Genomic DNA, 22,584 nt, shown 5'->3' with positions numbered 1-22,584 from the left:
CGGAGACTCGCATGGCTCAACTCGATGGACAAGCCGTACCCAACCGCCGCTGGCGCATCGGCGGACTGCTCGGCATCGGTGTCCTGGTCAATTACCTGGACCGCATCAGCCTGTCGGTGGCGGCACCGCAGATCCAGGCCGAGTTCGGCCTCTCACCCGAGCAGATCGGCTTGTTCCTGTCGGCTTTCTTCTGGACCTATGCGCTGCTGCAGGTGCCGGGCGGCATGCTGCTCGACCGCTACGGCCCGACGCGGATCGGCCGATGGGGCGCGTTCTGCTGGGCGATCGCGTCCAGCGTGACGGCGCTGGCCGGCGGCTGGGCCGGCATCTTCGCTGCGCGCATGCTGCTGGGCGTGGCCGAGGCGCCGGGCTTCATGGTGAGCTCCAAGGCCACCGGCTACTGGTTCCCGCGCGGCGAGCGCGCCTTCGCCACCGCGCTGTTCGACGCCGCGGCCAAGTTCTCGAACGTGATCGGCGTGCCGCTGGTCGCGTTCGTCGTGGTCGGCTTCGGCTGGCGCTGGGGCTTCGCGATCTGCGCCTGCATGAGCCTGGCGTACTTCTTCGCCTTCCTCCTGATCTACCGCGATCCGAGCCAGGACAAGGGCCTGTCGGCCATCGAACGCCGCTACATCGTCGAAGGCGGTGCCGCGCCTGAAGGCGCGCCGCCCGGCGGCTCGAGCGGCATGCTCGGCTACCTGCTGCGCCAGCCCAAGGTCTGGGGCCTGATCCTCGGCTTCGCGGCCTACGGCTATTCCTTCTATCTGTTCCTCACCTGGCTGCCGGGCTACCTGGTGCAGACGATGCACATGAGCATCCTGAAGTCGGCCGGCTTCGCGGCCATTCCCTGGATGGTCGCCACGCTGACCGACCTGTTCGTCGGCGGCTGGCTGATCGACCGCCTGATCGCCAAGGGCCACGAAGAGTCGAAGGTTCGCAAGACCGTGCTGGTCTGCGGCATGGTGATGGGCCTGGCGGTGTTCGGCGCGACGCAGACGACCGATCCGGTGTGGGCCATCGTCTGGATCTCCATCGCGCTCGGCGGCCTGGCCGCGGCGGCGCCGGTCGGCTGGTCGCTGCCTTCGCTGATCGCACCCAAGGGCGGCGTCGGCACGGTCGGCGGGCTGATGAATTTCGGCAACAACCTGATGGGTGCCGCCGCACCGATCGCCACCGGCGTGATCGTCGGCGCGACCGGCTCGTTCGGCAATGCGTTCCTGCTGGCCGGCGGCATCCTGCTGATCGGCATCCTGGCCTTCGTGTTCCTGCTCGGGCGCATCGAGCCGATCCCCGATCCCGAATGACGGAAACAGCGCGTGTCGACACACGCGCCGACACCGTCGCGGAGTAACATTTAAGCGCAGAGCCCGTGCTGCTCGCGCAGGTCCCCCACACCCAAGATGACGAACACACACGCGACAGTCGAACGTGTCACCGAGCGCATCCGCGAGCGCAGCCGTGCCACGCGGGAACGCTACCTGAAGCAGCTGGCCGAGATCCGCGCCCGCGACCGCGGCTCCGACCGCATGGGCTGCGCCAACGTGGCGCATGCGGTGGCCGGCGTGCCGACGAACGACAAGCTGCGCATCGTGGCCGAGCGCGCGCCGAACATCGGCATCGTCACCGCGTACAACGACATGCTCTCGGCCCATGCCCCCTACCAGGGCTACCCGGACATCATCAAGCACGAGGCGCGCGGCCTCGGCGCCACCGCGCAGGTGGCGGGCGGCGTGCCTGCGATGTGCGACGGCGTGACGCAGGGCACGCCCGGCATGGAGCTCAGCCTGTTCAGCCGCGACGTGATCGCCATGAGCACGGCCATCGCGCTCACGCACGACATGTTCGACGCCGCATTGATGCTCGGCGTGTGCGACAAGATCGTCCCCGGCCTGCTGATCGGTGCGCTGCACTTCGGCCACCTGCCGACCGTGTTCGTGCCGGCAGGGCCGATGCCGTCGGGCCTGTCGAACACCGCGAAGTCGAAGGTGCGCGAGCAGGCCGCGCAAGGCCTGGTCGGCCGCCAGGGCCTGATGGACGCCGAGATGGCGGCCTATCACACGCTCGGCACCTGCACTTTCTACGGCACGGCCAACAGCAACCAGATGCTGCTCGAGGCGATGGGCCTGCACGTGCCCGGCACGGCCTTCATCCAGCCTGGCGACGTGATGCGCGAGACGCTCACGCGCGAGGCCGTGCGCACGGTGCTCGGCCGTGCCTCGGCGCAGCCGTTCCAGTGCCCGCCGATCGGCGAGATGGTCGACGAGCGTGCCATCGTCAACGCCATGGCGGCGTTGCTGGCCACCGGCGGCTCGACCAACCACCTGATCCACTGGGTTGCCGTGGCACGGGCGGCCGGCATCGTGATCGACTGGAACGACTTCTCCGCGCTGTCCGACGTGATCCCGCTGCTCACGCGGGTCTATCCGAACGGCAGCGCCGACGTCAACGAATTCCAGAATGCCGGCGGTCCGGGCTACGTGATCGGCGAACTGGTCGATGCCGGGCTGATGCATGGCGACGTGCTCACGGTGCGCGCTGGCGGCATCCGCGAGTTCGCCAACGTTCCGACGTTGGCCACGAGCGGCACGCTGAGTTGGAGCCCGGCCGCGCCGTCGAAGAACGACGCGGTGGCGCGGCCGGTGTCGTCGCCGTTCAGCGCGACCGGCGGGCTCAAGCTGCTGCAAGGCAATCTGGGTCGCAGCGTGATCAAGATCTCGTCGGTGCCCGAAGACCGCCATGTGATCGAGGCGCCCGCGCGGGTGTTCGATTCGCAGGCCGCACTGCAGAAAGCCTTCTCGGCCGGCGAGCTCGACCGTGACGTGGTCTGCGTGGTGCGCTGGCAAGGGCCGCAGGCCAACGGCATGCCCGAGCTGCACAAGCTCACGCCGCCGCTGTCGGTGCTGCAGGGCAAGGGTTTCCGCGTTGCGCTGGTCACCGACGGCCGCATGAGCGGCGCATCTGGCAAGATTCCGGCTGCCATCCACGTGTCGCCCGAAGCGGCCGCGGGCGGTCCGTTGGCCAAGGTGCGCGACGGCGACCTGATCCGGCTCGACGGCGTCGACGGCACGCTCACCGTGCTGCTGCCGGAAGACGAATGGGCCGCTCGCGAAGCCGCAACCATTCCCGAAGAACAACGCGCTGCCGATGGCCGCGGCCTCGGTCGCGAACTGTTCGCCGGCATGCGCCGCAACGCATTGACTGCTGAAGAAGGAGCCTGTTCATGGCTGTGAACGACAAATTGACCGCCCTCGACGTGATGCGCGACGCGCCGGTGATCCCGGTGATCGTGCTGCACGACGTGGCCCATGCCGTGCCGCTGGCGCGCGCGCTGGTGGCCGGCGGCATCCGCATGCTCGAGGTCACGCTGCGCACGCCGCAGGCGCTGCAATGCATCGAAGCCATCGCCAGGGAAGTGCCCGAAGCCGTCGCCGGTGCCGGCACCATCCGCAGCGCGGCCGACGCGCAGGCGTCCGTGCTGGCAGGCGCGAAGTTCGGCGTGAGCCCGGGCTACACGCCAGCGGTCGGCAAGGCCTGCCGCGATCTCGGCCTGCCGCTGCTGCCCGGCGTGGCCACCGGCAGCGAAATCATGATGGCGCAGGAAGACGGCTACACCCAGCTCAAGTTCTTCCCGGCGCTGCAGGCCGGTGGCCTGCCGATGCTCAAGGCATGGCAAGGCCCGTTCGGCGACGTCACCTTCTGCCCGACCGGTGGCATTCACGCGGGCAATGCCACGGAGTTCCTCGCGCTGTCGAACGTCGCCTGCGTCGGCGGCTCGTGGATCGTGCCGACCGACGCGATCCGCGACGGCGACTGGGCACGCATCGAACGCCTGGCCCGCGAGGCCACCGCGCTGCCGCGTTGAACATGGCAGAGGCATTCGACGTCGACGACCTGCGGGTCATCGCCTTCGACATCTTCGGCACCGTGGTCGACTGGCACGGCGGCATCGCGGCCGAGGCCGAAGCTGCACTGCCCGGCATCGACGGCAGCGCCTTCGCGCTCGCCTGGCGTGCCGGTTACCAGCCGGCCATGCGCAGCGTGATGGAACGCATGGCAGCGGGCGAGGGCGGCTTCACGCTGCTGGACGAATTGCACGCGAGCATCCTCGAAGGCGTGCTGCGCGACTTCGGCGTGACCGGGCTCGATGCGGCGAAGAAGCGCGAACTCAACCGCGCATGGCATCGCCTGCCGGCGTGGCCGGATGCGGTCCAGGGGCTGACGCGGCTGAAGGCGAAGTTCACGATCTGCACGCTGTCGAACGGCAACATCGGTTTGCTGGCGGACATGGCCAAGCGCGCCGGACTGCCCTGGGATTGCGTGCTGTCGGCCGAAGTGTTCAAGGCCTACAAGCCGGACCCGCGCACCTACCTCGGCGTGGCCGGTGTGTTCGACGTGACGCCGGGCCAGGTGATGCTGGCTGCCGCGCACCACGACGACCTCGCGGCCGCCCGTGGCTGCGGGCTCAAGACCGGGTACATCGAGCGTCCCCATGAGTTCGGCGCCGACCGGCCGAAGGACGTGTCGCCGCAGGCCGGCAATACGCTGCATGCGCGCGACATCGGCGCGCTGGCGGATCTGCTGGGCTGCTGAGGCCAGCTACCGGGGTGTCTGACGGGGCGATCAATGCCCCCATGAATGCCCACCTGCAGTGTCGTGAGGATTCACGAGATTGCGGTCATCGATGCACTTGGAAAATCCCGCCCGGTCAGCATAGATGCTGACTCCGCATGCGCGCTGAACGCGCCCTGCGAGAGAACAACGGGGAGGGATATCCGCATGTCAGCCAAGGAAGGGTTCAACGCCAGACGGCTTCTGCCGTGGGCGTCGTCGGGGCACGTCGGCCTTGCTTTTTTTGCGAGCTCCGCTGTCCATGTGCTTCTGCTTGTTCCCACACTGGTCACGCTGCAGATATACGACCGGGTGCTGAGCAGCCGGCGTGGCGAAACACTTCTGATGCTTCTGGCTGCCGTCGTACTTTCGCTGGCAGCCTGGTGGTTGGTCGAGGCAGCAAGGTCCCGCTGGTACGCCGCACGTGCCACCAGCCTGGAGCAGCAGGTCGTGCAGGAATTGATGCCGCTCGTCCTCGGCGCGCCGACCTCAATGTCGAGCGTCCTGTTTCCGCAAATCTGGCGTGATCTGGCCGTGTGGCGCGGCCATCTCGGCAGCCCCGCACTGATTGCGATCGCCGACCTCCCCTGGACACTGGTTTATCTGCTGGTGATCACGGCGTTCCATCCGTTGCTCGGTGCCATTGCTTTGGGCGGCATCGTCGCGCTCGTCGCGCTGCATGGTTCACCGATTGGCGTTTGAGTGCGCCTGCCGGCCTGGCCGAACAGGCGCAGATCAATGTCCAGCGCAATGCGAGCGAGATTGCAGTCTTTCACGAGGTGTTGCAGGCCCATGGTCAACAAGACCAGGTCGGTGGCGCATTGCAAGCCATGATGTCGGAGGCGGCATGCGCCCGGCTCGACGCCGAACTTCCAGGCCACAACCTCAAGCTCGCCGGCAAGCTCATGCGCCAGATTCTCCAGTTCACCATGCTGGCTGCCGGCGCCTGGCTCGTGCTCCAGGGACAGGCGACCGGCGGCGTCATGATCGCCGGCAGCATCCTGCTGGGCAAGGCGCTCATGCCCCTGGAAATCCTCATCGGCGGGTGGAAGCAAGTGCTGGAAGCACGCAAGGCCGTCAGCAGGCTGTCACAGCTTCTTCTGGTACAGCGCCAGGCGCAAGATTCGGACCCCGAGGCGGTCCTGCCCGCCTGCAGGGGGAAAGTCGATGCAACGAACCTCGGCGTCAGGCCTGCGGCCAGCGAGCCAGCTGTTCTGCATAACGTGAATTTCCAACTACCCGCGGGCGCCATGCTGGCCGTGCTGGGAAAGAGCGGAAGTGGCAAGAGCACGCTGGCCCGTGTCCTGGCCGGCATACAGATGCCCACGCAAGGTGGTATTGCTCTCGACGGTGCCGCATTGCAACAGTACGGCGCTCGCGCGCGTGGTCGCAGTACCGGCTATCTGCCGCAAGAGGTGTTGCTGCACAGCGGCAGCATCGCGCACAACATCGCGAGACTCTGGCAATCCACCGAGCCACTCAGCGAGGAGCAGAGTCAGGCGGTCGTCAAGGCCGCGCGTCGAGCCGATGCCCACGAGTTGATCACCGCGCTGCCCAAAGGCTATGACACGCGCCTTGGCCATGAAGCCGGCGCGATGCGCCTCTCCGGAGGTCAACGGCAACGCATCGCCCTGGCGCGTGCGCTCTACGTTACGCCGGGCGCGGGCATCGACGTGCCTTGCTTGATCGTGCTCGACGAGCCCAACAGCCAGCTCGATGCCGAAGGTGACGCCGCACTGGAGCGCTGCCTGCATGCCCTGCGCCGACAAGGTTCGACCGTCGTTCTCGTCACGCATCGGCCGAACCTGATCGCCTTGGCCAGCCATGTGCTACTGCTGCGGCAAGGCACGCTCGAAAAATTCGGACAACGCGAGGAAGTCCACCAGTGGATGGTGCAGCGCAATCAGTCGGTGCCGAAGACACGGAGCGCCGATCAGGGCGAGCAGCATCAGGCGGTGAATGCATGAGCGCGAACGAAAGGGCTGTGCCCGGATCCTCCTTGTGGCAAACGGAGCAGCGGCGCGCCTTGCGTCTGGGGATCGCCGGGGCCTTGCTCGGTGCATTGGCGCTGAGCGCATGGGCTGCCTTGGCCCCATTGTCCGCAGCAGTCGTTGCGGAAGGCACAGTCAAATCCTCAGGCAATCGCAAGACCGTGCTGCATGCAGAAGGCGGCATCGTATCGATGATCCACGTCAAGGATGGCGACCATGTGGCCGCGGGCCAGACGCTCGTCACGCTGGCTGATGAACGCGTGTCCGCCACGGCGCAGGCACTGCGCGAGCAGCGCGTGGCCAGTGTGCTCAAGGCGCAGCGTTTGCAGGCAGAAACAAGCGGCATGCCGTTTGCGCCCGATCTGGGCGCGTTGCACGAATTCGCTGCAAACGACGACGATGCGCATGCCCAGAGGCTCGCTGAGCGCGAGAAGGACTTATTCGCTGCGCGAGCGCGCCAGCAGGCCGAACAAGCGCATTGGCTGGCCGAACAACTGGCGCAGACGCGCCGTGAAATCGCGACGCAGCAAGAGTTGATCGACACCACCGGCTCGGCCTTGCAACTCGCGCAGCGTGATCTGGCTTCCAATGAAAAGCTCAGGGCCGACGGCTTCGTGAGCGAGGCGCGGCTCACTGAGTTGCAGCGTGTCGTGGCGGACTATCGCGCTCGGATGCAAGGTACGCAGGCGCAGTTGTCGCAGGCACGTCAGCGAGAGGCCGACATCCGTTTGAAGCTCGCCGCCCAGAAAACCGAATTCGCTCGTTCGGCCGCCGACGACATGAAAGACGTGACGGCCCTGCTCGCGCAGTTGGCGCAGGAACTGCGCCCGGCCCTGGACGCTCAGGCACGCCAGCACATCGTGGCGCCCGTGGCCGGCGAAGTGGTCGACCTGTCGGTCCACACGGCCGGTGCGGCCATCGGCCCGCGCGAGCACGTTCTGGACATCGTGCCCGACGGCGCGCAGGTCGTGATCGAGGCCCGCATCACCCCGTCCGATATTCGTGACGTGCAGCAAGTGCGGGCGCGTGACGGTGTCGTGCACGTCTTGTTGACGGCCTATCGCGCACGCGCCACGCCACAGGTCGAAGGGCGGCTGATCTACGTCGGCGCCGACCGCCTGACCGATCCGCACGGGCCCAACCCGAATGCGCCGTACTACGTTGCCCACATCACCGTGAGTCCGGACGCCCTCCTGACAGCCAGCCAGTTGGCCGGGCAGACGCTCGGTCTGTCGCCGGGGATGCAGGCCGAGGTGTTCATTCCAACCGTGGAGCGCACGGCATGGCGTTACCTCGCCGACCCGATTCTTGACGGCGTGCGGCGCAGCTTGAGAGAGCGGTAACAGGCTTCGCTGCATCAGCGATGAACAACTTGAAAGAGGCGGGCGAAATGAAGCGACTGCGACGGTTCGAGGTGGCGCTGATCGGCGCTTTGGTGTGTGTCTCGGCATGCACGGCAATTGATCCGGCGGAACCCCGGAATGCCGACGGACCGCAAATGGCTGTCGTCGCGCCAATTCGCAAAGAGTCGCTGCGCTTGGTGCCGCAGCCCGAGGGCACACCGCTGCCGCCACGCGATCCGAGCATTGCTGACGGCTGGCCGCCGGAGATAAAAGAATTGGTCGACAACATGCTCACGCTGTTTCCGAAGACGCCAGATGAAAGACCGCCGAGTGTGAGGGATGTGGAACAAAAAATAGGAATTACCCTAACTGAAAGACAACTCCTTGCAAATGAGATGCGTATTTGGAGCAAAAGATACGAGGTTAGTGGGACGCGATACATGGATCCAAGTTTGAGGGATCAAGGTGGATTTGGCTTAGGTGAGTTCTATGGCATCACGCGGGAAAAATCCCCAGGAAAAATGATTCAAGCGCTACAACTGGTCTTGTCTCCAAAGCAAAGTGGATTTTGCCTAAACCCCTATGAGCTCGCTGTCTACACGGGTTCAAAATTCAAGAACGGGGATACATCACCGCATGCAACTGTTATTTTCTGGCCTCCTGCTTATGTTTGGGGCATGTTTGCTTGGAGCAATACAGGTAGCTATGAGGGGCAAGGTTTTGATATTTTGATCGGAAGTAATCGAAACTCGCCGGGGCAAGAGATAACCGGTTTTATCTGTGTTCATGCCCTCAGTGTGTACGGGCTTCATCAGAAAGAAGAGCAGCAATGACAACCATCGATCCAAGTGTTTTTCCTGAACTAACGGGGGTGAGCTCGCAGCTTATTGCTCGTGCTATTTCGCTTGTCAATGATAGATGGCTGCGCACAACAACCACTCCTACCCGATGGAGGCTGGTCAGTACGTGATCGACGTATTGCACTTGAACGGCACGCAGCGAGTGTCGCCTATTTGAACTGAACGTTAGAAGTACTACGGTCGGTGTGCATCATTTAACGGGCACAGACGCATAACCAGGGAGTATCAAAATGAATAGATTAAAAAGATTGAAAATAGCGTTATTGGCTACCACAGTACTCATATCTGCGTGCACGACGGCTGATCCAGCCACGGAAAAGAGAGCAGAGGGGTCAACAACAGATTCCGCTGCGCCAATTCCCAAAGAACCGCTGCGCCTAGTGCCGCAGCCCGAGGGCACGCCGCTGCCGCCACGTGACCCGAGCGTCGCCGACAACTGGCCTCCGGAGATCAAGCAGTTGATCGACAACATGCTCACGCTGTTTCCGAAGACTCCGGATGAGAGACCGCCGAGTGTCAAGGAGGTAGAGCAAAAAATGGGAATTAGGCTAACAGAGCGTCCGCTTAAACCGCAGGAAATGAATTTCTATAGCAGGCAATTCGTAATCAGCGGAACACGTTACATAAATCCCGAGTTGCACAGGTTCGGTTTGGGTGACCGCTACAGCATATTGCGGACCAGTCCACCAGGGGAATCGTCTCAAGCATTGACACTCGTCATCTCACCCAAGCAAAGCGGCTTCTGCCTCAATCCGTATGAACTGGCTGTCTACACCGGTTCAAAGTTCATGAATGCAGATATGTCGCCGCATGCTGTAATTCGCCGCTGGCCGCCCGCCTATGTGTGGGGAATGTTTAGTTGGAGTAATACGGGGTACTACCACGGACAGGGATTTCACGTAATTCTAGGGCAGGATCGAGATATAACGACCGAAAAAATAATTTCTGCTGGCTGTGTAAGTCAAATTGGTGTGTTTGGTCGTTATCAGGAGTAGAAAAATCATGACAATAATCAATGCAAACGCATTTTCGGGAATTGCAAGTGCAAATTCAAATTTGATTGCACGTACTGTTGCGCTTATCAATGATCAGCGGCTGGATTTTCTTGAGCCATTGCGGCAGGAATTGGAGGCGAGAACTTGGATGATTCGCGTTGCGACGGCGTCAGAGGATATGCGAGGAAATCCCGCAGTTTTTATCGATCCAAAATTTGATGAAAAAGGACAAATCACTCGACCTGGACAAATCGTTCTTCGAGTTGAAGATCTTCTATCAAGTAGCGACACCAGCGTTCTTAGATTGATTGACAACATTGTTCACGAAGGTGGTGGGCACGGAGACGATGGCCGTATCGATTTGCGCTTAGCTGCAGAGCAAAGATTGTTAGAGACAGGCGGCGACCCTTCTACAACAACCCGTGGCGACCGCTACATCAACGCCATCCTCGACGACGAAACCGCCGCCCGCTACGAGTCCTATCAATTCCGCACGCAGCTCGCCAGCCTGAACACGGAATACACAGCGTCCAATCGCGCCTCTCTTGCGACCGACCCTCTCTACCAGCGCTTCGCGCAACTCGAAGGCGTCGCGGATGGGCTGGGTTTGGCTGGTGCAGCCAGGGCCGCCTACATCGTCGAAAACTCTCGCGAGCAGATGGCTGCGTACAACAACCACTCCTGCCCGATGGAGGCCGGTCAGTACGTGATCGATGTGCTGCACTTGAACGGCATGCAGAGAGGTGTCATCTATTTGAATTAAGCGTTAAAAATATTGCGACTGGTGTGCGCCATCTAACGCACACAGACGCATAACCAGGGAGTATCAGAATGAATAGATTAAGAAGATTGAAAGTAGCGCTATTGGCTACCACAGCACTCATATCTGCGTGCGCGACGACTGATCCAGTCGTGGAAAAGAGAGCGGAGGGGTCAACAGCAGATTCCGCTGTGCCAACTCGCAAAGAACCGCTGCGCCTGGTGCCGCAGCCCGAGGGCACACCGTTGCCGCCACGTGACCCGAGCGTCGCCGACAGCTGGCCTCCGGAGATCAAGCAGTTGATCGACAACATGCTCGCGCTGTTTCCGAAGACTCCGGATGAGAGGCCGCCGAGTGTCAAGGAGGTAGAGCAAAAGATGGAAATTACGCTAACAGAGCGTCCGCTTAAACCGCAGGAAATGAGTTTCTATAGCAGGCAATTCGTAATCAGCGGAACACGCTACATAGATCCCGAGTTGCACAGGTTCGGTTTGGGTGACCGCTATAGCATATTGCGGGCCAGACCACCAGGAAAATCGTCTCAAACCTTGACGCTCGTCATCTCACCCAAGCAAAGCGGCTTCTGCCTCAATCCGTATGAACTGGCCGTCTACACCGGGTCTAAGTTCATGAATGCCGACACGTCGCCACATGCTGCCATCCGCTATTGGCCTCCAGCATACGTATGGGGAATGTTCAGTTGGAGCAATACAGGGAATTATCACGGGCAGGGATTTCACTTGGTTTTGGGGCAGAATCGCGATCCCGTTACTCGAAAAATCATTAGCACTGGCTGCGTGAGCGAAATTGCCGTGCTTGGTCGTTACCAGGAGTAGAGAATTATGACAGTCATTAATGCAAGCGTGTTCTCGGGTCTTGCTGGCGTCAATCCAATTCTGATTGCACGCGCTATGGCGCTTATCAATGACCAGCGCTTGACCTCGCTCGATACTTTAAAGGATCATTTAAATGACGGCAGTTTGACGGTGCGCACATCGACGGCTTCAGACAATATGCGCGGGAATCCTGCAATGTTCATTAATCCTGAAAGTGACGACCAAAACCGGATAATTCAGCCCGGACAGGTCGTTCTTCGAGTTGAAGATCTCGTATCAGGTAGTGACACCAGCGTTCTTCGATTTGTTGAGAACATCAAGCATGAAGGCGCTGGACATGGAGAGGAAGCGCGTGTTGCATTGCGCGTGGCCGCTGGTCGTGAACTGCTTCAGGCGGGTGATGGCGTAACTGCTACAACCCGTGGCGACAACTACATCAACGCCATCCTCGACGACGAAACCGCCGCCCGCTACGAGTCCTATCAATTCCGCACGCAGCTCGCCAGCCTGAACACGGAATACACAGCGTCCAATCGCGCCTCTCTTGCGACCGACCCTCTCTACCAGCGCTTCGCGCAACTCGAAGGCGTCGCGGATGGGCTGGGTTTGGCTGGTGCAGCCAGGGCCGCCTACATCGTCGAAAACTCTCGCGAGCAGATGGCTGCGTACAACAACCACTCTTACCCGATGGAGGCTGGCCAGTACGTGATCGACGTGCTGCACTTGAACGGCACGCAGCAAGGCGCCGACTACCTGAGCCATGTCCAGCAGAGCTACAACGCGATCGGGTACGAACTGACGGATGTCGTGACGTATGACGATGGCTCTTCAAGTGCCGGCGTCGTGTACGAAGATGGCCGTCGAACTGATCTCGTGTTCGACGCCTCGGGCAGCCTGTACCAGAGGACCGAAACCGGTGCGAGCCACGATCAGCTCACCACGCGCTATGACCCCCACGGCAATGTCGTCCAGGTCACTGAAACCGATGGTGCGCACGACAACGCGGATTACGCGTCGTGGACGACGGCATTCGACGCGCAGGGACGCCAGGATTGGCGCGTCGTGACCCAGGACGACGGCAGCCGCGACTCGACGGACTTCGACCAGTCCAACGTGCGAGGCGACAGCATCTGGTCGACCCATTTCGATGCGCAAGGGCGCGAGGACTGGCGCATCGTGACCCAGGACGACGGCAGCCGTGACTCGACAGACTTCGACCAGTCCAACGTCCGAGGTGACAGCATCTGGTCGACCCATTTCGATACGCAAGGGCGCGAGGACTGGCGAATCGTGATCCAGGACGACGGCAGCCGTGACTCGACGGACTTCGACCAGTCCAACGTTCGAGGCGACAGCATCTGGTCCAGCCACTTCGACGCGCAAGGTCGTGAAGACTGGCGCAACGTGATCGAAGACGACGGCAGCCGGGACTGGACGGACCTCGACCAGTCCAACGTTCGAGGCGACAGCGTCTGGTCAAGTCACTTCGATGCGCAGGGGCGAGAAGACTGGCGCAACGTGATCGAAGACGACGGCAGCCGGGACTGGACGGACCTCGACCAGTCCAACGTTCGAGGCGACAGCGTCTGGTCAAGTCACTTCGATGCGCAGGGGCGAGAAGACTGGCGCAACGTGATCGAAGACGACGGCAGCCGGGACTGGACGGACTTCGATCAGTCCAATGTCCGAGGCGACAGCATCTGGTCAAGTCACTTCGATGCGCAGGGGCGCGAGGACTGGCGCAATGTCGTGCAGGACGGAGGAAGCCGAGACTGGACGGACTTTGACCAGAATGGCGTCCAGGGCTGGAGCCGTGTCGAATCGAGGTTCGACGTCTCGGGGCATCAGGATTTCACGAACCGGGTCTTCGATGACGGTTCTCGCTTCTTCGTTGACTTCGACTTCTATGGGGCAGACCAGAATCAACTGATCGGATATGACGCGTCAGGGCACGTCACCTACTTTGGCGAGCAGGTGAAAGGTGTGGTGATCACGGGATTCGGCCAATGGAATGCCGCCTTCGGCGAGGGCTTGGGTGTGACGGGAGTCGCGCCCAGCGGAAGCGGTATGTCGACGCAACAAGGATCTTCGATCCCTGCTCACTACGAGCCCTACGTCAACGCTGACGTCGAAGTCGGCCCCATGACGCCATATCAGTAGACGGTCGCGGCGGGCTTGTGGCCAGCTTCAGCGCAGCCCGCCCCCAGCGCTCGCGTCGTCCGCACGCTGGATCAACTCGATCTTGTAACCGTCCGGGTCCGTGACGAACGCGATGACCGTGGTGCCGCCCTTCACCGGGCCGGCTTCGCGGGTGACGTTGCCGCCCGACGCCTTGATCTTCTCGCAGGCCGCGTACGCGTCGGGCACGCCCAGTGCGATGTGGCCGTAGGCGGTGCCGAGCTCGTAGCTCTCGATGCCCCAGTTGTAGGTCAGCTCGATCTCGGCCTGGGCCGGGTTGCCTTCGTAGCCGACGAAGGCCAGGCTGTACTTGTACTCGGGGTTTTCGGAGGTGCGCAGCAGCTGCATGCCGAGCACCTGGGTGTAGAAATCAATCGAGCGCTGGAGGTTGCCAACGCGGAGCATCGTGTGGAGTAGTCGCATGGGCGGAATTATCCGCAGCGGCGATTCCCCTCGTGCGCCGATCGGCTCCCGTGATCCCGTGCGCCTCAGCTCGCCAGTGCGCGCATCTCCGCGATCAGATCGGCCTTGCCTTCGAAGCCGATGCCCGGCAGCGGTGGCAGCGTGACGTAGCCGTTCTGCACCTTCACGCCGTCCGGGAAACCGCCGTAGGGCTGGAACAGGTCGGGGTAGCTCTCGTTGCCGCCCAGGCCCAGGCCCGCCGCGATGGCCAGCGACATCTGGTGGCCGCCGTGCGGAATGCAGCGGCTCGGCGACCAGCCGTATTCCTTGAGCATGTCCAGCGTGCGCAGGTACTCGACCAGGCCATAGCTCAGCGCACAGTCGAACTGCAGCCAGTCGCGGTCCTTGTGCATGCCGCCGTGGCGGATCAGGTTGCGCGCGTCCTGCATCGAGAACAGGTTCTCGCCGGTCGCCATCGGGCCCTGGTAGACCTCGCCGAGCCTGGCCTGCAGTTCGTAGTCGAGCGGGTCGCCGGCCTCCTCGTACCAGAACAGGGGGTACTGCGACAGCGCGCGGCCGTAGTCGACGGCGGTCTTCAGGTCGAAGCGGCCATTGGCATCCACCGCCAGCTGCTGGCGCGGGCCGAGGATCTTCAGCACCGACTCGATGCGCTCGCAGTCGTCCGCCAGCGAGGCGCCGCCGATCTTCATCTTGACCACCGAATAGCCGCGTTCGAGGTAGCTGGTCATCTCGCGCTGCAGGCCTTCGACGCCCTTGCCCGGGTAGTAGTAGCCGCCCGCGGCATAGACGAACACACGCGGGTTCGGCGTGCCGCTGCCGTAGCGTTCGGCCAGCAACTGGTAGAGCGGCTTGCCCTCGATCTTGGCGACGGCGTCCCATACCGCCATGTCGATGGTGCCCACCGCCACCGAGCGCTCGCCGTGGCCGCCGGGCTTCTCGTTGATCATCATGCGGGCCCAGATCCTGTGCGGGTCGAGGTTGTCGCCGGTCTCGTCGAGCAGCGACGCGGGCTCGGCCTCCAGCAGCCGCGGCAGGAAGCGCTCGCGGATCAGTCCGCCCTGGCCATAACGGCCGTTCGAATTGAAGCCGTAGCCGATCACCGGGCGGCCATCGCGGATCACGTCGGTGACGACCGCGACGAGACTCAGCGTCATCTTCGAGAAGTCGATGTAGGCGTTGCGGATGTCCGACTTGATCGGGCGCGTGGATTCGAGGATGTTGACGATTTTCATGGTCGTGTGTCGCGTGCTGGCGGATGGAAAGGCTTGTCTCGCGTGCCGCGCTGCTGCACGAGGCGCCCCGCGATAATTCGCGATGGTGGTGGCGATGGAGGCCTCGGCTTCTGCATGGCGGTCCGGCTGCAAGGAAGGCCTGCATCTTTTTCCGCCGCGGCATCGACCGTCCAATACCCGAATCGCATAGAACTATCCATCCGCGCCATGGGACCCGGCAACCGACCTCTCGACCTCGACTGGCTCGAAGACTTTCTGGCGCTGGCCGAGACCGGCAACTTCTCGCGCGCCGCGCAGGCGCGTGCCATCGCGCAGCCCGCGTTCAGCCGGCACATCCGCGCGCTGGAGGAATGGATGGGTGTCGAACTGTTCGATCGCAGTGCGCATCCGGCCGCGCTGACGGCCGCCGGCAAGCGCTTCCATCCGCTGCTGCAGGAAACGCTGGCCAGCCTCGAGTCGGCCCGCACGCAGGCCCGCGCCGCACACGAACTCGCAGCGGCCAGCCTGAGCTTCGCGGCCACGCACGTGCTGTCGCTGACCTTCTTCCCGTGCTGGCTGGGTGGCATCGAGGCGCAACTGCCGCTCGGGCCGATCCAGACCGTGTCGGACAGCTCGCAGGCCTGCGAAGACCTGCTGCTGCAGCGCCGCGTGCAGTTCGTGCTGTGCCATGGCCATGCCGACGTGCCGGGACGCCTCGACGACAACGCCTTCCCGATGCGGCGCCTGAGCGGCGACCTGCTGATGCCGGTCGCGGCACCGGCTGCCGATGGCGCACCGCTGCACCGGCTCGGCGGCGACACGCCACCCGCCGTGCTCGCCTACAGCGAGGCCTCGGGGCTCGGCCGGATCATGCGAGCCCACATGCGCGCGGCCGATCGCGATGCCGGCAGGCCGGCGCCGCCGATGTCGGTGGTCTTCACCGCCCATCACGCGGTGCTGCTGCGCACCATGGCCGTCGAGGGGCGTGGCCTCGCCTGGTTGCCGCTGAGCCTGGTGGCGGACGAGCTGCGCAGCGGCGCGCTGGTCGACGCGGGCGCGGGCGCGTGGCAGGTGCCGATCGACATCCGGCTGTATCGCCAGCCGACCGAAATGGCTGCGGCGGCCGAGGCACTCTGGCGGCTGGTCGCGGACGCCTGAATGGCCTGTTGAGCGGCCTGTTGAGCGGCCTGTTCCGCGGTCTTGCGCTCAGCGGCGTTCGACCGTTTCCCAGCGCGCCAGCCGGCCCTGGTGCATCACGCCGACGTGGTCGGCCATGGCCTGTGCTTCGGCGTGGTTGTGCGTCACCAGCAGGGCGGTCTGCCCGGCCGCACGGAGGATGTCGCGTACCTCTGCCGTGAGCCGCTCGCGCGTGCCGATGTCGAGGTTGGAGAAGGGTTCGTCGAGCAGCAGCAGTCGCGGCGACGGTGCGAGCGCACGTGCCAGCGCGACGCGCTGCTGCTGGCCGCCCGACAGCGCGTGCGGATGGCGCCCGCCCGCGTCGGGCAGGCCGACGAGCGCGAGCAGCTCGGCCGTGCGCGCCTCTTGCGCGGCGCGCGGCAGGCGGCGCAGCCCGAACGCGATGTTCTGCGCCGCCGTGAGGTGCGGGAACAGCGCGTATTCCTGGAACATCATGCCGACGCGGCGGCGCTCCGGCGGCAGATGCACGCGGGCCGACGACAGCACCTCGTCGCCCAGGCGGATCGTGCCGTCGCGCACCGGTTCGAAGCCGGCGATGGCGCGCAGCACCGTCGTCTTGCCGCAGCCCGACGGCCCGAGCAGGCAGGCGATGCGCCCCGCGTCCAGCGTGAGCGAGAACCCGTCGACCACGGTGTGCGGCCCCGCCGCGGCGTCATAGGCGATGCGCACGGCATCGAGGTGCAGGGCAGTGTTCATGCGTTCGTCACCGGATCGTGGGCGAGTTGGCTGCGCGCCAGCAGCAGCACCGGCAGCAGGCCCGCGAGCACGATGCCGAGCGCGGCGATCGCGCCTTCCTCATAGGTGCCGCGCGCCGCCTCGGCGTAGAGCCAGGTCGCGAGCGTGTCGAAGTTGGCCGGGCGCAGCAGCAGCGTGGCGGGCAGTTCCTTCATCGCATCGACGAAGACCAGCAAGGCGCCGGTCGCGATGGCCGGGCGCAGCAGCGGCAGGTGCACGCGGCGCAATGTGCCGAGCGGGCTTTCGCCGAGCAGGCGCGATGCCTGTTCGAGCGCGGGCGGAATGCGCGCGAGCCCGGCCTCGATGCCGCCGACCGGCATCGCGAGGAAGCGGATCGTGCAGGCGACGACCAGCACCACGCCGGCGCCCATCAGCGGCAGCCCCGGCAGTCCGAGTGCGGCTGCAAGCGTGGCGTCGACGGCCAGCGCGGGTGTCAGCAGACCGATCGCGAGCACCGTGCCGGGCAGCGCATAACCCCATGTTGCCAACGTCGACGCGCGAGAGCTCCAGTGCGGGCGACGGTGGCCGTTGCCGGTCTGGCGCGCGGCCCAGGCCACCACCAGGCCGGCCACGACCGCCATCGTGGTCACGCCGCCGGCCAGCGCGAGCGTGTTGGCCAGGCTGTCGATCAGCCCTTGCGAGATGCCGCCGCCCAGCCGCAGGCGCTTGGCCGTTTCCCATGCCAGGTACATCGCCGGTGCCACGAAGCCGATGGCGACCGGCAGGCTCGCCGCGGCCGTGGCGAGCCAGGCGGCGGCGCCGTGCAGCCGGCGCGGCTGCATCGCACGCATGCGCTGCGCGGAGCCGAAGCGCTGGTGCCGGCGGCCGTGCCGTTCGAGCCCCACCAGCGCAACCACCATCACCAGCATCGCGCAGGCGATCTGTGCGGCACCGGCCAGGTCGGAGCGCGTGATCCAGGTCGTGTAGACGGCCACCGTGAGCGTGTTCACGCCGAGGAATTCGGAGGCGCCGATGTCGTTGAGCGTCTCGAGCAGCGCGAGGCTCAGCCCGACCGCGAGGGCCGGCCGCGCGAGCGGCAGCGCCACGCGGAAGAACGCGCCCGCCCGGCCTTCGCCCAGTGTCCGGGCGGCTTCCATCAGGTGGGCGGGCTGGGTCATGAACATCGCGCGCGCCGTCATGTAGACGTAGGGGTAGAGCACCGCCGCGAGCACGAAGATCGCGCCCGGCAGCGAGCGCAGGTCCGGCAGGCGGAACTGCCGCGGGCTGTCGAAGCCCAGCACCCATCGGATCGCGCCCTGGACCGGGCCGAGCGGATGCAGCAGGTCGAGGTACGCGAAGGCGACGATGTAGGTCGGCATCGCGAGCGGGAGCAGCAGCGCCCAGTGCAGCACGCCACGGCCCGGAAAGTCGCAGGCCGTCACCAGCCAGGCGCAGCCGGTGCCGATCACCAGCACCAGCGCGCCGACGCCGGCCAGCAGCAGCGCCGTGTTGAGCGCTGCCCGCGGCAGCACGTTCTGCAGCAGGTTCGCCCAGTGCCCGAGGTCGGCGCCCAGCGCCAGCCAGCCCAGCGTCAGCACGGGCGCAAGCACGCCCAGCGCAATCACCACGGAGGCGATGCGCCAGGCCGGCCCGACTGCATGCGGGCCCGTGGGTCGAATGGACAACTTCATCCGGCGTGACAGACCCGGCGCACCGCTGTCTGTTCCAGAAACACGGCGGAACCGGCTTTGCCGGGCTGCTCGTGTTGCCCCCGGAAGGGGGTTGGCGAGAGCGACACGAAGTGCGCGAAGCCTGGGGGGGAGCCGATTACTGGTCGAAGCCGACCTTGTCAACGAGGGCGCTCGCTTGCTTGCGGTACTTCGCGATCTCGATCAGCGGCAGCGGGTCGACCTTCAGCTCACCGATGCTGCTGGCGACGATCGGGTCGAGTGCCACACCCTTTCGCACCGGGTACTCGTAGTTGGCTTCCGCATACAGCACCTGCGCCGGCTCGGACACCAGGAACTCGAGCAGCTTGACCGCATTGGCCTTGTTCGGCGCATGCTTCGCGACCGACGCGCCGCTCACGTTGACGTGCGTGCCACCGCTCTTCGCGTTCGCGAAGGTCGGCTTGATGACCTTGATCGCGTCGCCCCACTTGCGCGCGTCGCTGCCTTCCTTGGCGCCCTTCATCTGGCCGACGTAGTACGAGTTGGCCAGGCCGATGTCGCAGATGCCGCCGAGGATGTCGCGCGCCACGTCGCGGTCGCCGCCGGTCGCCTTGCGCGCGAGGTTCGCCTTCACGCCGCGCAGCCACTGCTCGGCCCTGGCTTCGCCGTCGTGCGCGATCAGCGATGCCACCAGCGCGGTGTTGTACGGATGCTGTCCGGCGCGAATGCAGACCTTGCCCTTCCACTTCGGATCGGCCAGGTCTTCGTAGCGGAAGCTGTTCAAGGGCAGCGCCTTGTCGGCGTACAGCACGCGCGCCCGCATCGACAGCGAGAACCACTGGCCGTCGGCGCCACGCAGGTTGGCCGGGATTGCGGACTCGAGCGCGGCGGACTTCACCGGCTGCGTCACGCCGCCGTCGACCAGGTCGAGCAGGTTGCCCACGTCGACCGTCATCAGCACGTCGGCCGGCGAGCGGGCGCCTTCGGCCTTCACGCGTTCCAGCAGGCCGTCCTTCACGAACACGGTGTTGACCTGGATCTTGCTCTGGGCGCTGAAGGCGGCGATCAGCGGCTGGATCAGCCCTGGTTCACGCGTGGTGTAGAGCGTGAGCGATTCGGCGGCAGAAGCCGGCACGGCAAAGGCGATGCCGGTGGCGGCAAGGGCAGCGCCGATCAGCGCACGTTGGACACGCGCAGGCGCGCGCAGGGGAGCGGTCATCAAGATCCTCCGATGGGTGGTGAGAGAGCAGGGGAGATGTCGTTCGCGTCGTGTGCACCGTCGTGCGCAGACGCGAATAATTATCAAACGCGACTCATCGAAAACCACCCCATACGCGCATGGACCGCAGGCCTATTGGCGTATCGGCCGATGGGTTCAGGGGCGCGGCGGCGGCATCTCGAACACGAGGCAGGTCGTGGTCGCGTGTGCGTACAGCGTGCCGTCGGCGCCGACCAGCCGTGCCTCCGCGGTGGCGAGTTGCCGGCCGCAGTGGATGACCTTGCCTTCGGCGCGCACGCGCTGCACTTTCGGCGTCACGCCCTTCACGTAGTTCACGCCGAGTTCGGCCGTGGTGTAGCCGCGGCCGGGCGGCATCATCGTGTGGACCGAACAGCCGAGCGCCGAGTCGAGCAGCGTGGCGATCCAGCCGCCGTGGATCGTGCCCAGCGGGTTCAGGTGCTGCGCCAGCGGCGTGCCCTGGAACACGGCGCGACCCGGTGCGACTTCGACGATCGTGAAGTCGAGCGTCTTGGCGATCGCTGCATAGGGAATCTCGCCGTTCAGCATCATCTGCATCACTTCGAGACCCGTCCTGCCCGCGATCTGTTCGGGGCGCGCGAGGCCGGGGCCCGGGCCCGCTTCGAGCCGCGCGATCACGGCGCGTTCTTCTTCCAGCCAGCGGTCCATCAACGTCTTCTCCATTGCCTTCTCCATCATCCATTTCCTGGATAGTTGCATGTGCAACGATTGTAGCTACAATCATCTGCATGACTTCCGAAACCAGCAAGCCGCAGGGCTGTACCAATTTCAAGGTGCGCCAGCTGATGCGCCGCGTGGGCCAGAGCTACGACGCCGAGATGTCGCAGTGCGGGCTCAAGACCACGCAGTATTCCCTGCTGTCCCACGTGATGAACCTCGGCCCGCTGCGGCCTGTGGACCTTGCCGCGGCGATGAAGATGACGGCGTCCACGCTGAGCCGCAACCTGCAGCCGCTGGTTGCCGCCGGGTGGCTGGAGCTTGGCGCCGGTGCCGATGCGCGCAGCCGGCTGGTGCGCATCACCGAGTCCGGTGAAGCCAAGCGTCGCGAGGCGCAGAAGCACTGGAAGGCCGCACAGCAGAAGCTCAATGCGCAGCTGGGTGTCGAGCGGGTGCTGGCGCTGCATGCGCTGATCAACGAATCCCTCGACCTGCTGGGTCCCGAGGTGGTGTCGCACGACGACTGACGTCGTCCCCGAATCCACCGCGCGCCTTCTTCCTTCTTTTCTCCCACGTTCACCTCAGGGCCTTCCCATGTTCGCCAATCAAGTTTCCGCATGGCTGCAGCGCCGCGGCATCCACTACGGCTGGGTCGTCGCCGCCATCACCTTCCTGACGATGCTGACCATGTCGGCCGCGCTCGGATTGCCCGGCGCGATGCTCAAGCCGCTCGGCCAGGAATTCGGCTGGAGCACCAGCGAGATCTCTTCGTCGCTGGCCTTGCGCTTCGCGCTGTTCGGGCTCATGGGCCCGTTCGCCGCGGTGTTGATGGAGCGTTACGGCGTGCGCGCCGTCATCTGCGCGGGGCTGGCGCTGGTCGGGGCCGGCATGGCGCTGGTCACCATGGCCTCGCAGCTGTGGCAACTGTTCGTGCTGTGGAGCCTGATGCTCGGCCTGGGCACCGGCATGACGGCGCTCGTGCTGGGCGCGGTGGTCGCCAACCGCTGGTTCGTGGCGCGGCGCGGCCTGGTCGTGGGGCTGCTCACCGCCAGCTCGGCCACCGGCCAGCTCGCCTTCCTGCCCTTCGCGGCCTGGATGATCGAACACTGGGGCTGGCGCTCGGCGGTGGTGCCGATCGTGATCGGCAGCGTGGTCATCGGTCTGCTGGCGCTGCTCCTCATGCGCAACCGGCCATCGGACGTCGGCCTGCTGCCTTTCGGCGAGGTGCCGAGCGCACAGCCTGCCGCACCGGCGGCGCCCGCCATCGCGATGAACTTCCGCACGCCTTTCGTCGTGCTGAAGGAAGTCATCGGCAACCGCACCTTCCTGATCCTCGCCGCCACCTTCTTCATCTGCGGCCTGAGCACCAACGGACTGGTGCAGACGCACTTCATCTCGCTGTGCGGCGACAACGGCATGAGCGCCGTGCCGGCCGCTTCGGTGCTGGCGATGATGGGCGCGTTCGACTTCGTCGGCACCATCCTGTCGGGCTGGCTGTCGGACCGCTACGACAACCGCAAGCTGCTGTTCTGGTACTACGGCCTGCGCGGTCTGTCGCTGTTCTGGCTGCCGCATTCGGAATTCACCATTTATGGCCTGGGCCTGTTCGCGATGTTCTACGGCCTCGACTGGATCGCCACCGTGCCGCCGACCGTCAAGCTCGCTGGCGCCGCCTTCGGTCCGGCCAAGGTCGGTCTGGTGTTCGGCTGGGTGTTCGCGGCCCACCAGCTGGGCGCGGCCACGGCCGCCTACGGCGCCGGCTTCGTGCGCACGCTGCTGCTGACCTACACCCCCGCGCTCTACGCGGCCGGCGCCGCCTGCCTGGTCGCTGCGGGCCTGGTGCTGATCATCCGCCGGCCCGCTGCGGCCAAGCCCGGGACGCCGGTCGCTGCGACCGCGGCACGCGCCTGATCACCTGCCCTGTG

Annotated in this window: 21 protein-coding genes; 15 read left to right on the top strand and 6 right to left on the bottom strand. The window is 64.9% G+C overall.

Translation table 11 applies throughout. From position 1 onward, the window contains the following. Nucleotides 1-11: 11 nt before the first annotated feature. The 12 genes from AC07PZ_RS09845 (at nt 12) to AC07PZ_RS09790 (ending at nt 13,550) form a co-directional block, all read left to right on the top strand. The gene (locus AC07PZ_RS09845; protein ID WP_495294871.1) at nt 12-1,301 is read left to right on the top strand and encodes an MFS transporter; all 1,290 of its coding nucleotides are present in this window, start codon (nt 12-14) and stop codon (nt 1,299-1,301) included. A gap of 96 nt (nt 1,302-1,397) precedes the next feature. Beyond that, the gene (edd, locus tag AC07PZ_RS09840) at nt 1,398-3,227 is read left to right on the top strand and encodes a phosphogluconate dehydratase (protein ID WP_495294870.1); all 1,830 of its coding nucleotides are present in this window, start codon (nt 1,398-1,400) and stop codon (nt 3,225-3,227) included. After that, nucleotides 3,218-3,859 carry a bifunctional 4-hydroxy-2-oxoglutarate aldolase/2-dehydro-3-deoxy-phosphogluconate aldolase gene (locus AC07PZ_RS09835; protein ID WP_495294869.1) on the top strand — a complete coding sequence of 214 codons (642 nt, stop codon included), beginning with the start codon at nt 3,218-3,220 and terminating at the stop codon, nt 3,857-3,859. Before edd ends, AC07PZ_RS09835 begins: the two co-directional genes overlap by 10 nt. Before the next feature lie 2 nt (nt 3,860-3,861). Next, a complete protein-coding gene (locus AC07PZ_RS09830) occupies nt 3,862-4,587 on the top strand; it encodes a haloacid dehalogenase type II (RefSeq protein WP_495294868.1) in 726 nt (241 codons plus the stop codon). A 186-nt stretch (nt 4,588-4,773) separates the two neighbouring features. Further along, on the top strand, nt 4,774-5,307 hold the full coding sequence (locus AC07PZ_RS09825) for a hypothetical protein (RefSeq protein ID WP_495294867.1): 534 nt from the start codon (nt 4,774-4,776) through the stop codon (nt 5,305-5,307). Beyond that, nucleotides 5,304-6,572, top strand: coding sequence for an ATP-binding cassette domain-containing protein (locus tag AC07PZ_RS09820; protein WP_495294866.1), 1,269 nt, complete (start codon nt 5,304-5,306; stop codon nt 6,570-6,572). The genes AC07PZ_RS09825 and AC07PZ_RS09820 overlap by 4 nt, the downstream gene beginning before the upstream one ends. Further along, on the top strand, nt 6,569-7,939 hold the full coding sequence (locus AC07PZ_RS09815) for an HlyD family type I secretion periplasmic adaptor subunit (RefSeq protein WP_495294865.1): 1,371 nt from the start codon (nt 6,569-6,571) through the stop codon (nt 7,937-7,939). Before AC07PZ_RS09820 ends, AC07PZ_RS09815 begins: the two co-directional genes overlap by 4 nt. 20 nt (nt 7,940-7,959) lie before the next feature. Continuing rightward, complete coding sequence (locus AC07PZ_RS09810; RefSeq protein WP_495294864.1) at nt 7,960-8,772, top strand: hypothetical protein; 813 nt, start codon at nt 7,960-7,962, stop codon at nt 8,770-8,772. Between the two features lie 257 nt (nt 8,773-9,029). After that, the gene (locus tag AC07PZ_RS09805) at nt 9,030-9,794 is read left to right on the top strand and encodes a hypothetical protein (RefSeq protein WP_495294863.1); all 765 of its coding nucleotides are present in this window, start codon (nt 9,030-9,032) and stop codon (nt 9,792-9,794) included. Between the two features lie 7 nt (nt 9,795-9,801). Continuing rightward, on the top strand, nt 9,802-10,557 hold the full coding sequence (locus AC07PZ_RS09800) for a hypothetical protein (protein WP_495294862.1): 756 nt from the start codon (nt 9,802-9,804) through the stop codon (nt 10,555-10,557). Nucleotides 10,558-10,706: 149 nt separating this feature from the next. Further along, a complete protein-coding gene (locus AC07PZ_RS09795; RefSeq protein ID WP_495294861.1) occupies nt 10,707-11,390 on the top strand; it encodes a hypothetical protein in 684 nt (227 codons plus the stop codon). 6 nt (nt 11,391-11,396) lie between these two features. Beyond that, complete coding sequence (locus AC07PZ_RS09790; RefSeq protein ID WP_495294860.1) at nt 11,397-13,550, top strand: hypothetical protein; 2,154 nt, start codon at nt 11,397-11,399, stop codon at nt 13,548-13,550. 27 nt (nt 13,551-13,577) lie between these two features. Here AC07PZ_RS09790 and gloA read toward each other — a convergent pair whose 3' ends face one another. Together gloA and AC07PZ_RS09780 are read right to left on the bottom strand one after the other, a co-directional pair. After that, nucleotides 13,578-13,991 carry a lactoylglutathione lyase gene (gene gloA, locus AC07PZ_RS09785; protein ID WP_495294859.1) on the bottom strand — a complete coding sequence of 138 codons (414 nt, stop codon included), beginning with the start codon at nt 13,989-13,991 and terminating at the stop codon, nt 13,578-13,580. 65 nt (nt 13,992-14,056) lie between these two features. Then, on the bottom strand, nt 14,057-15,223 hold the full coding sequence (locus AC07PZ_RS09780; RefSeq protein WP_495294858.1) for a mandelate racemase/muconate lactonizing enzyme family protein: 1,167 nt from the start codon (nt 15,221-15,223) through the stop codon (nt 14,057-14,059). Nucleotides 15,224-15,430: 207 nt separating this feature from the next. On the opposite strand from AC07PZ_RS09780, the gene AC07PZ_RS09775 reads away from it, so the two are divergent. Beyond that, on the top strand, nt 15,431-16,360 hold the full coding sequence (locus AC07PZ_RS09775; protein WP_495294857.1) for a LysR family transcriptional regulator: 930 nt from the start codon (nt 15,431-15,433) through the stop codon (nt 16,358-16,360). A 48-nt stretch (nt 16,361-16,408) separates the two neighbouring features. Here AC07PZ_RS09775 and AC07PZ_RS09770 read toward each other — a convergent pair whose 3' ends face one another. The 4 genes from AC07PZ_RS09770 to AC07PZ_RS09755 all read right to left on the bottom strand — a co-directional run bounded on the left by AC07PZ_RS09770 (nt 16,409) and on the right by AC07PZ_RS09755 (nt 20,665). Further along, on the bottom strand, nt 16,409-17,095 hold the full coding sequence (locus AC07PZ_RS09770; protein ID WP_495294856.1) for an ABC transporter ATP-binding protein: 687 nt from the start codon (nt 17,093-17,095) through the stop codon (nt 16,409-16,411). Then, the gene (locus tag AC07PZ_RS09765) at nt 17,092-18,765 is read right to left on the bottom strand and encodes an ABC transporter permease (protein WP_495294855.1); all 1,674 of its coding nucleotides are present in this window, start codon (nt 18,763-18,765) and stop codon (nt 17,092-17,094) included. The genes AC07PZ_RS09770 and AC07PZ_RS09765 overlap by 4 nt, the downstream gene beginning before the upstream one ends. Nucleotides 18,766-18,901: 136 nt before the next feature. After that, a complete protein-coding gene (locus AC07PZ_RS09760; RefSeq protein ID WP_495294854.1) occupies nt 18,902-19,963 on the bottom strand; it encodes a Fe(3+) ABC transporter substrate-binding protein in 1,062 nt (353 codons plus the stop codon). A 156-nt stretch (nt 19,964-20,119) separates the two neighbouring features. Further along, nucleotides 20,120-20,665 (bottom strand): PaaI family thioesterase, encoded by a 546-nt coding sequence (locus AC07PZ_RS09755; protein ID WP_495294853.1) that lies wholly within the window; start codon nt 20,663-20,665, stop codon nt 20,120-20,122. A gap of 65 nt (nt 20,666-20,730) precedes the next feature. Between AC07PZ_RS09755 and AC07PZ_RS09750 the strand changes: the two genes are divergently transcribed. Further along, the gene (locus tag AC07PZ_RS09750) at nt 20,731-21,186 is read left to right on the top strand and encodes a MarR family winged helix-turn-helix transcriptional regulator (protein ID WP_495294852.1); all 456 of its coding nucleotides are present in this window, start codon (nt 20,731-20,733) and stop codon (nt 21,184-21,186) included. Between the two features lie 67 nt (nt 21,187-21,253). Beyond that, nucleotides 21,254-22,570: an MFS transporter gene (locus tag AC07PZ_RS09745; RefSeq protein WP_495294851.1), complete on the top strand. Its 1,317-nt coding sequence runs from the start codon at nt 21,254-21,256 to the stop codon at nt 22,568-22,570. Nucleotides 22,571-22,584 lie beyond the last annotated feature (14 nt).

It is taken from the genome of Variovorax sp. GW821-FHT10B04, from assembly GCF_059415645.1.
Note: the sequence above shows the minus strand (reverse complement) of the source record. Positions and strands in the feature narration are given on the sequence as shown.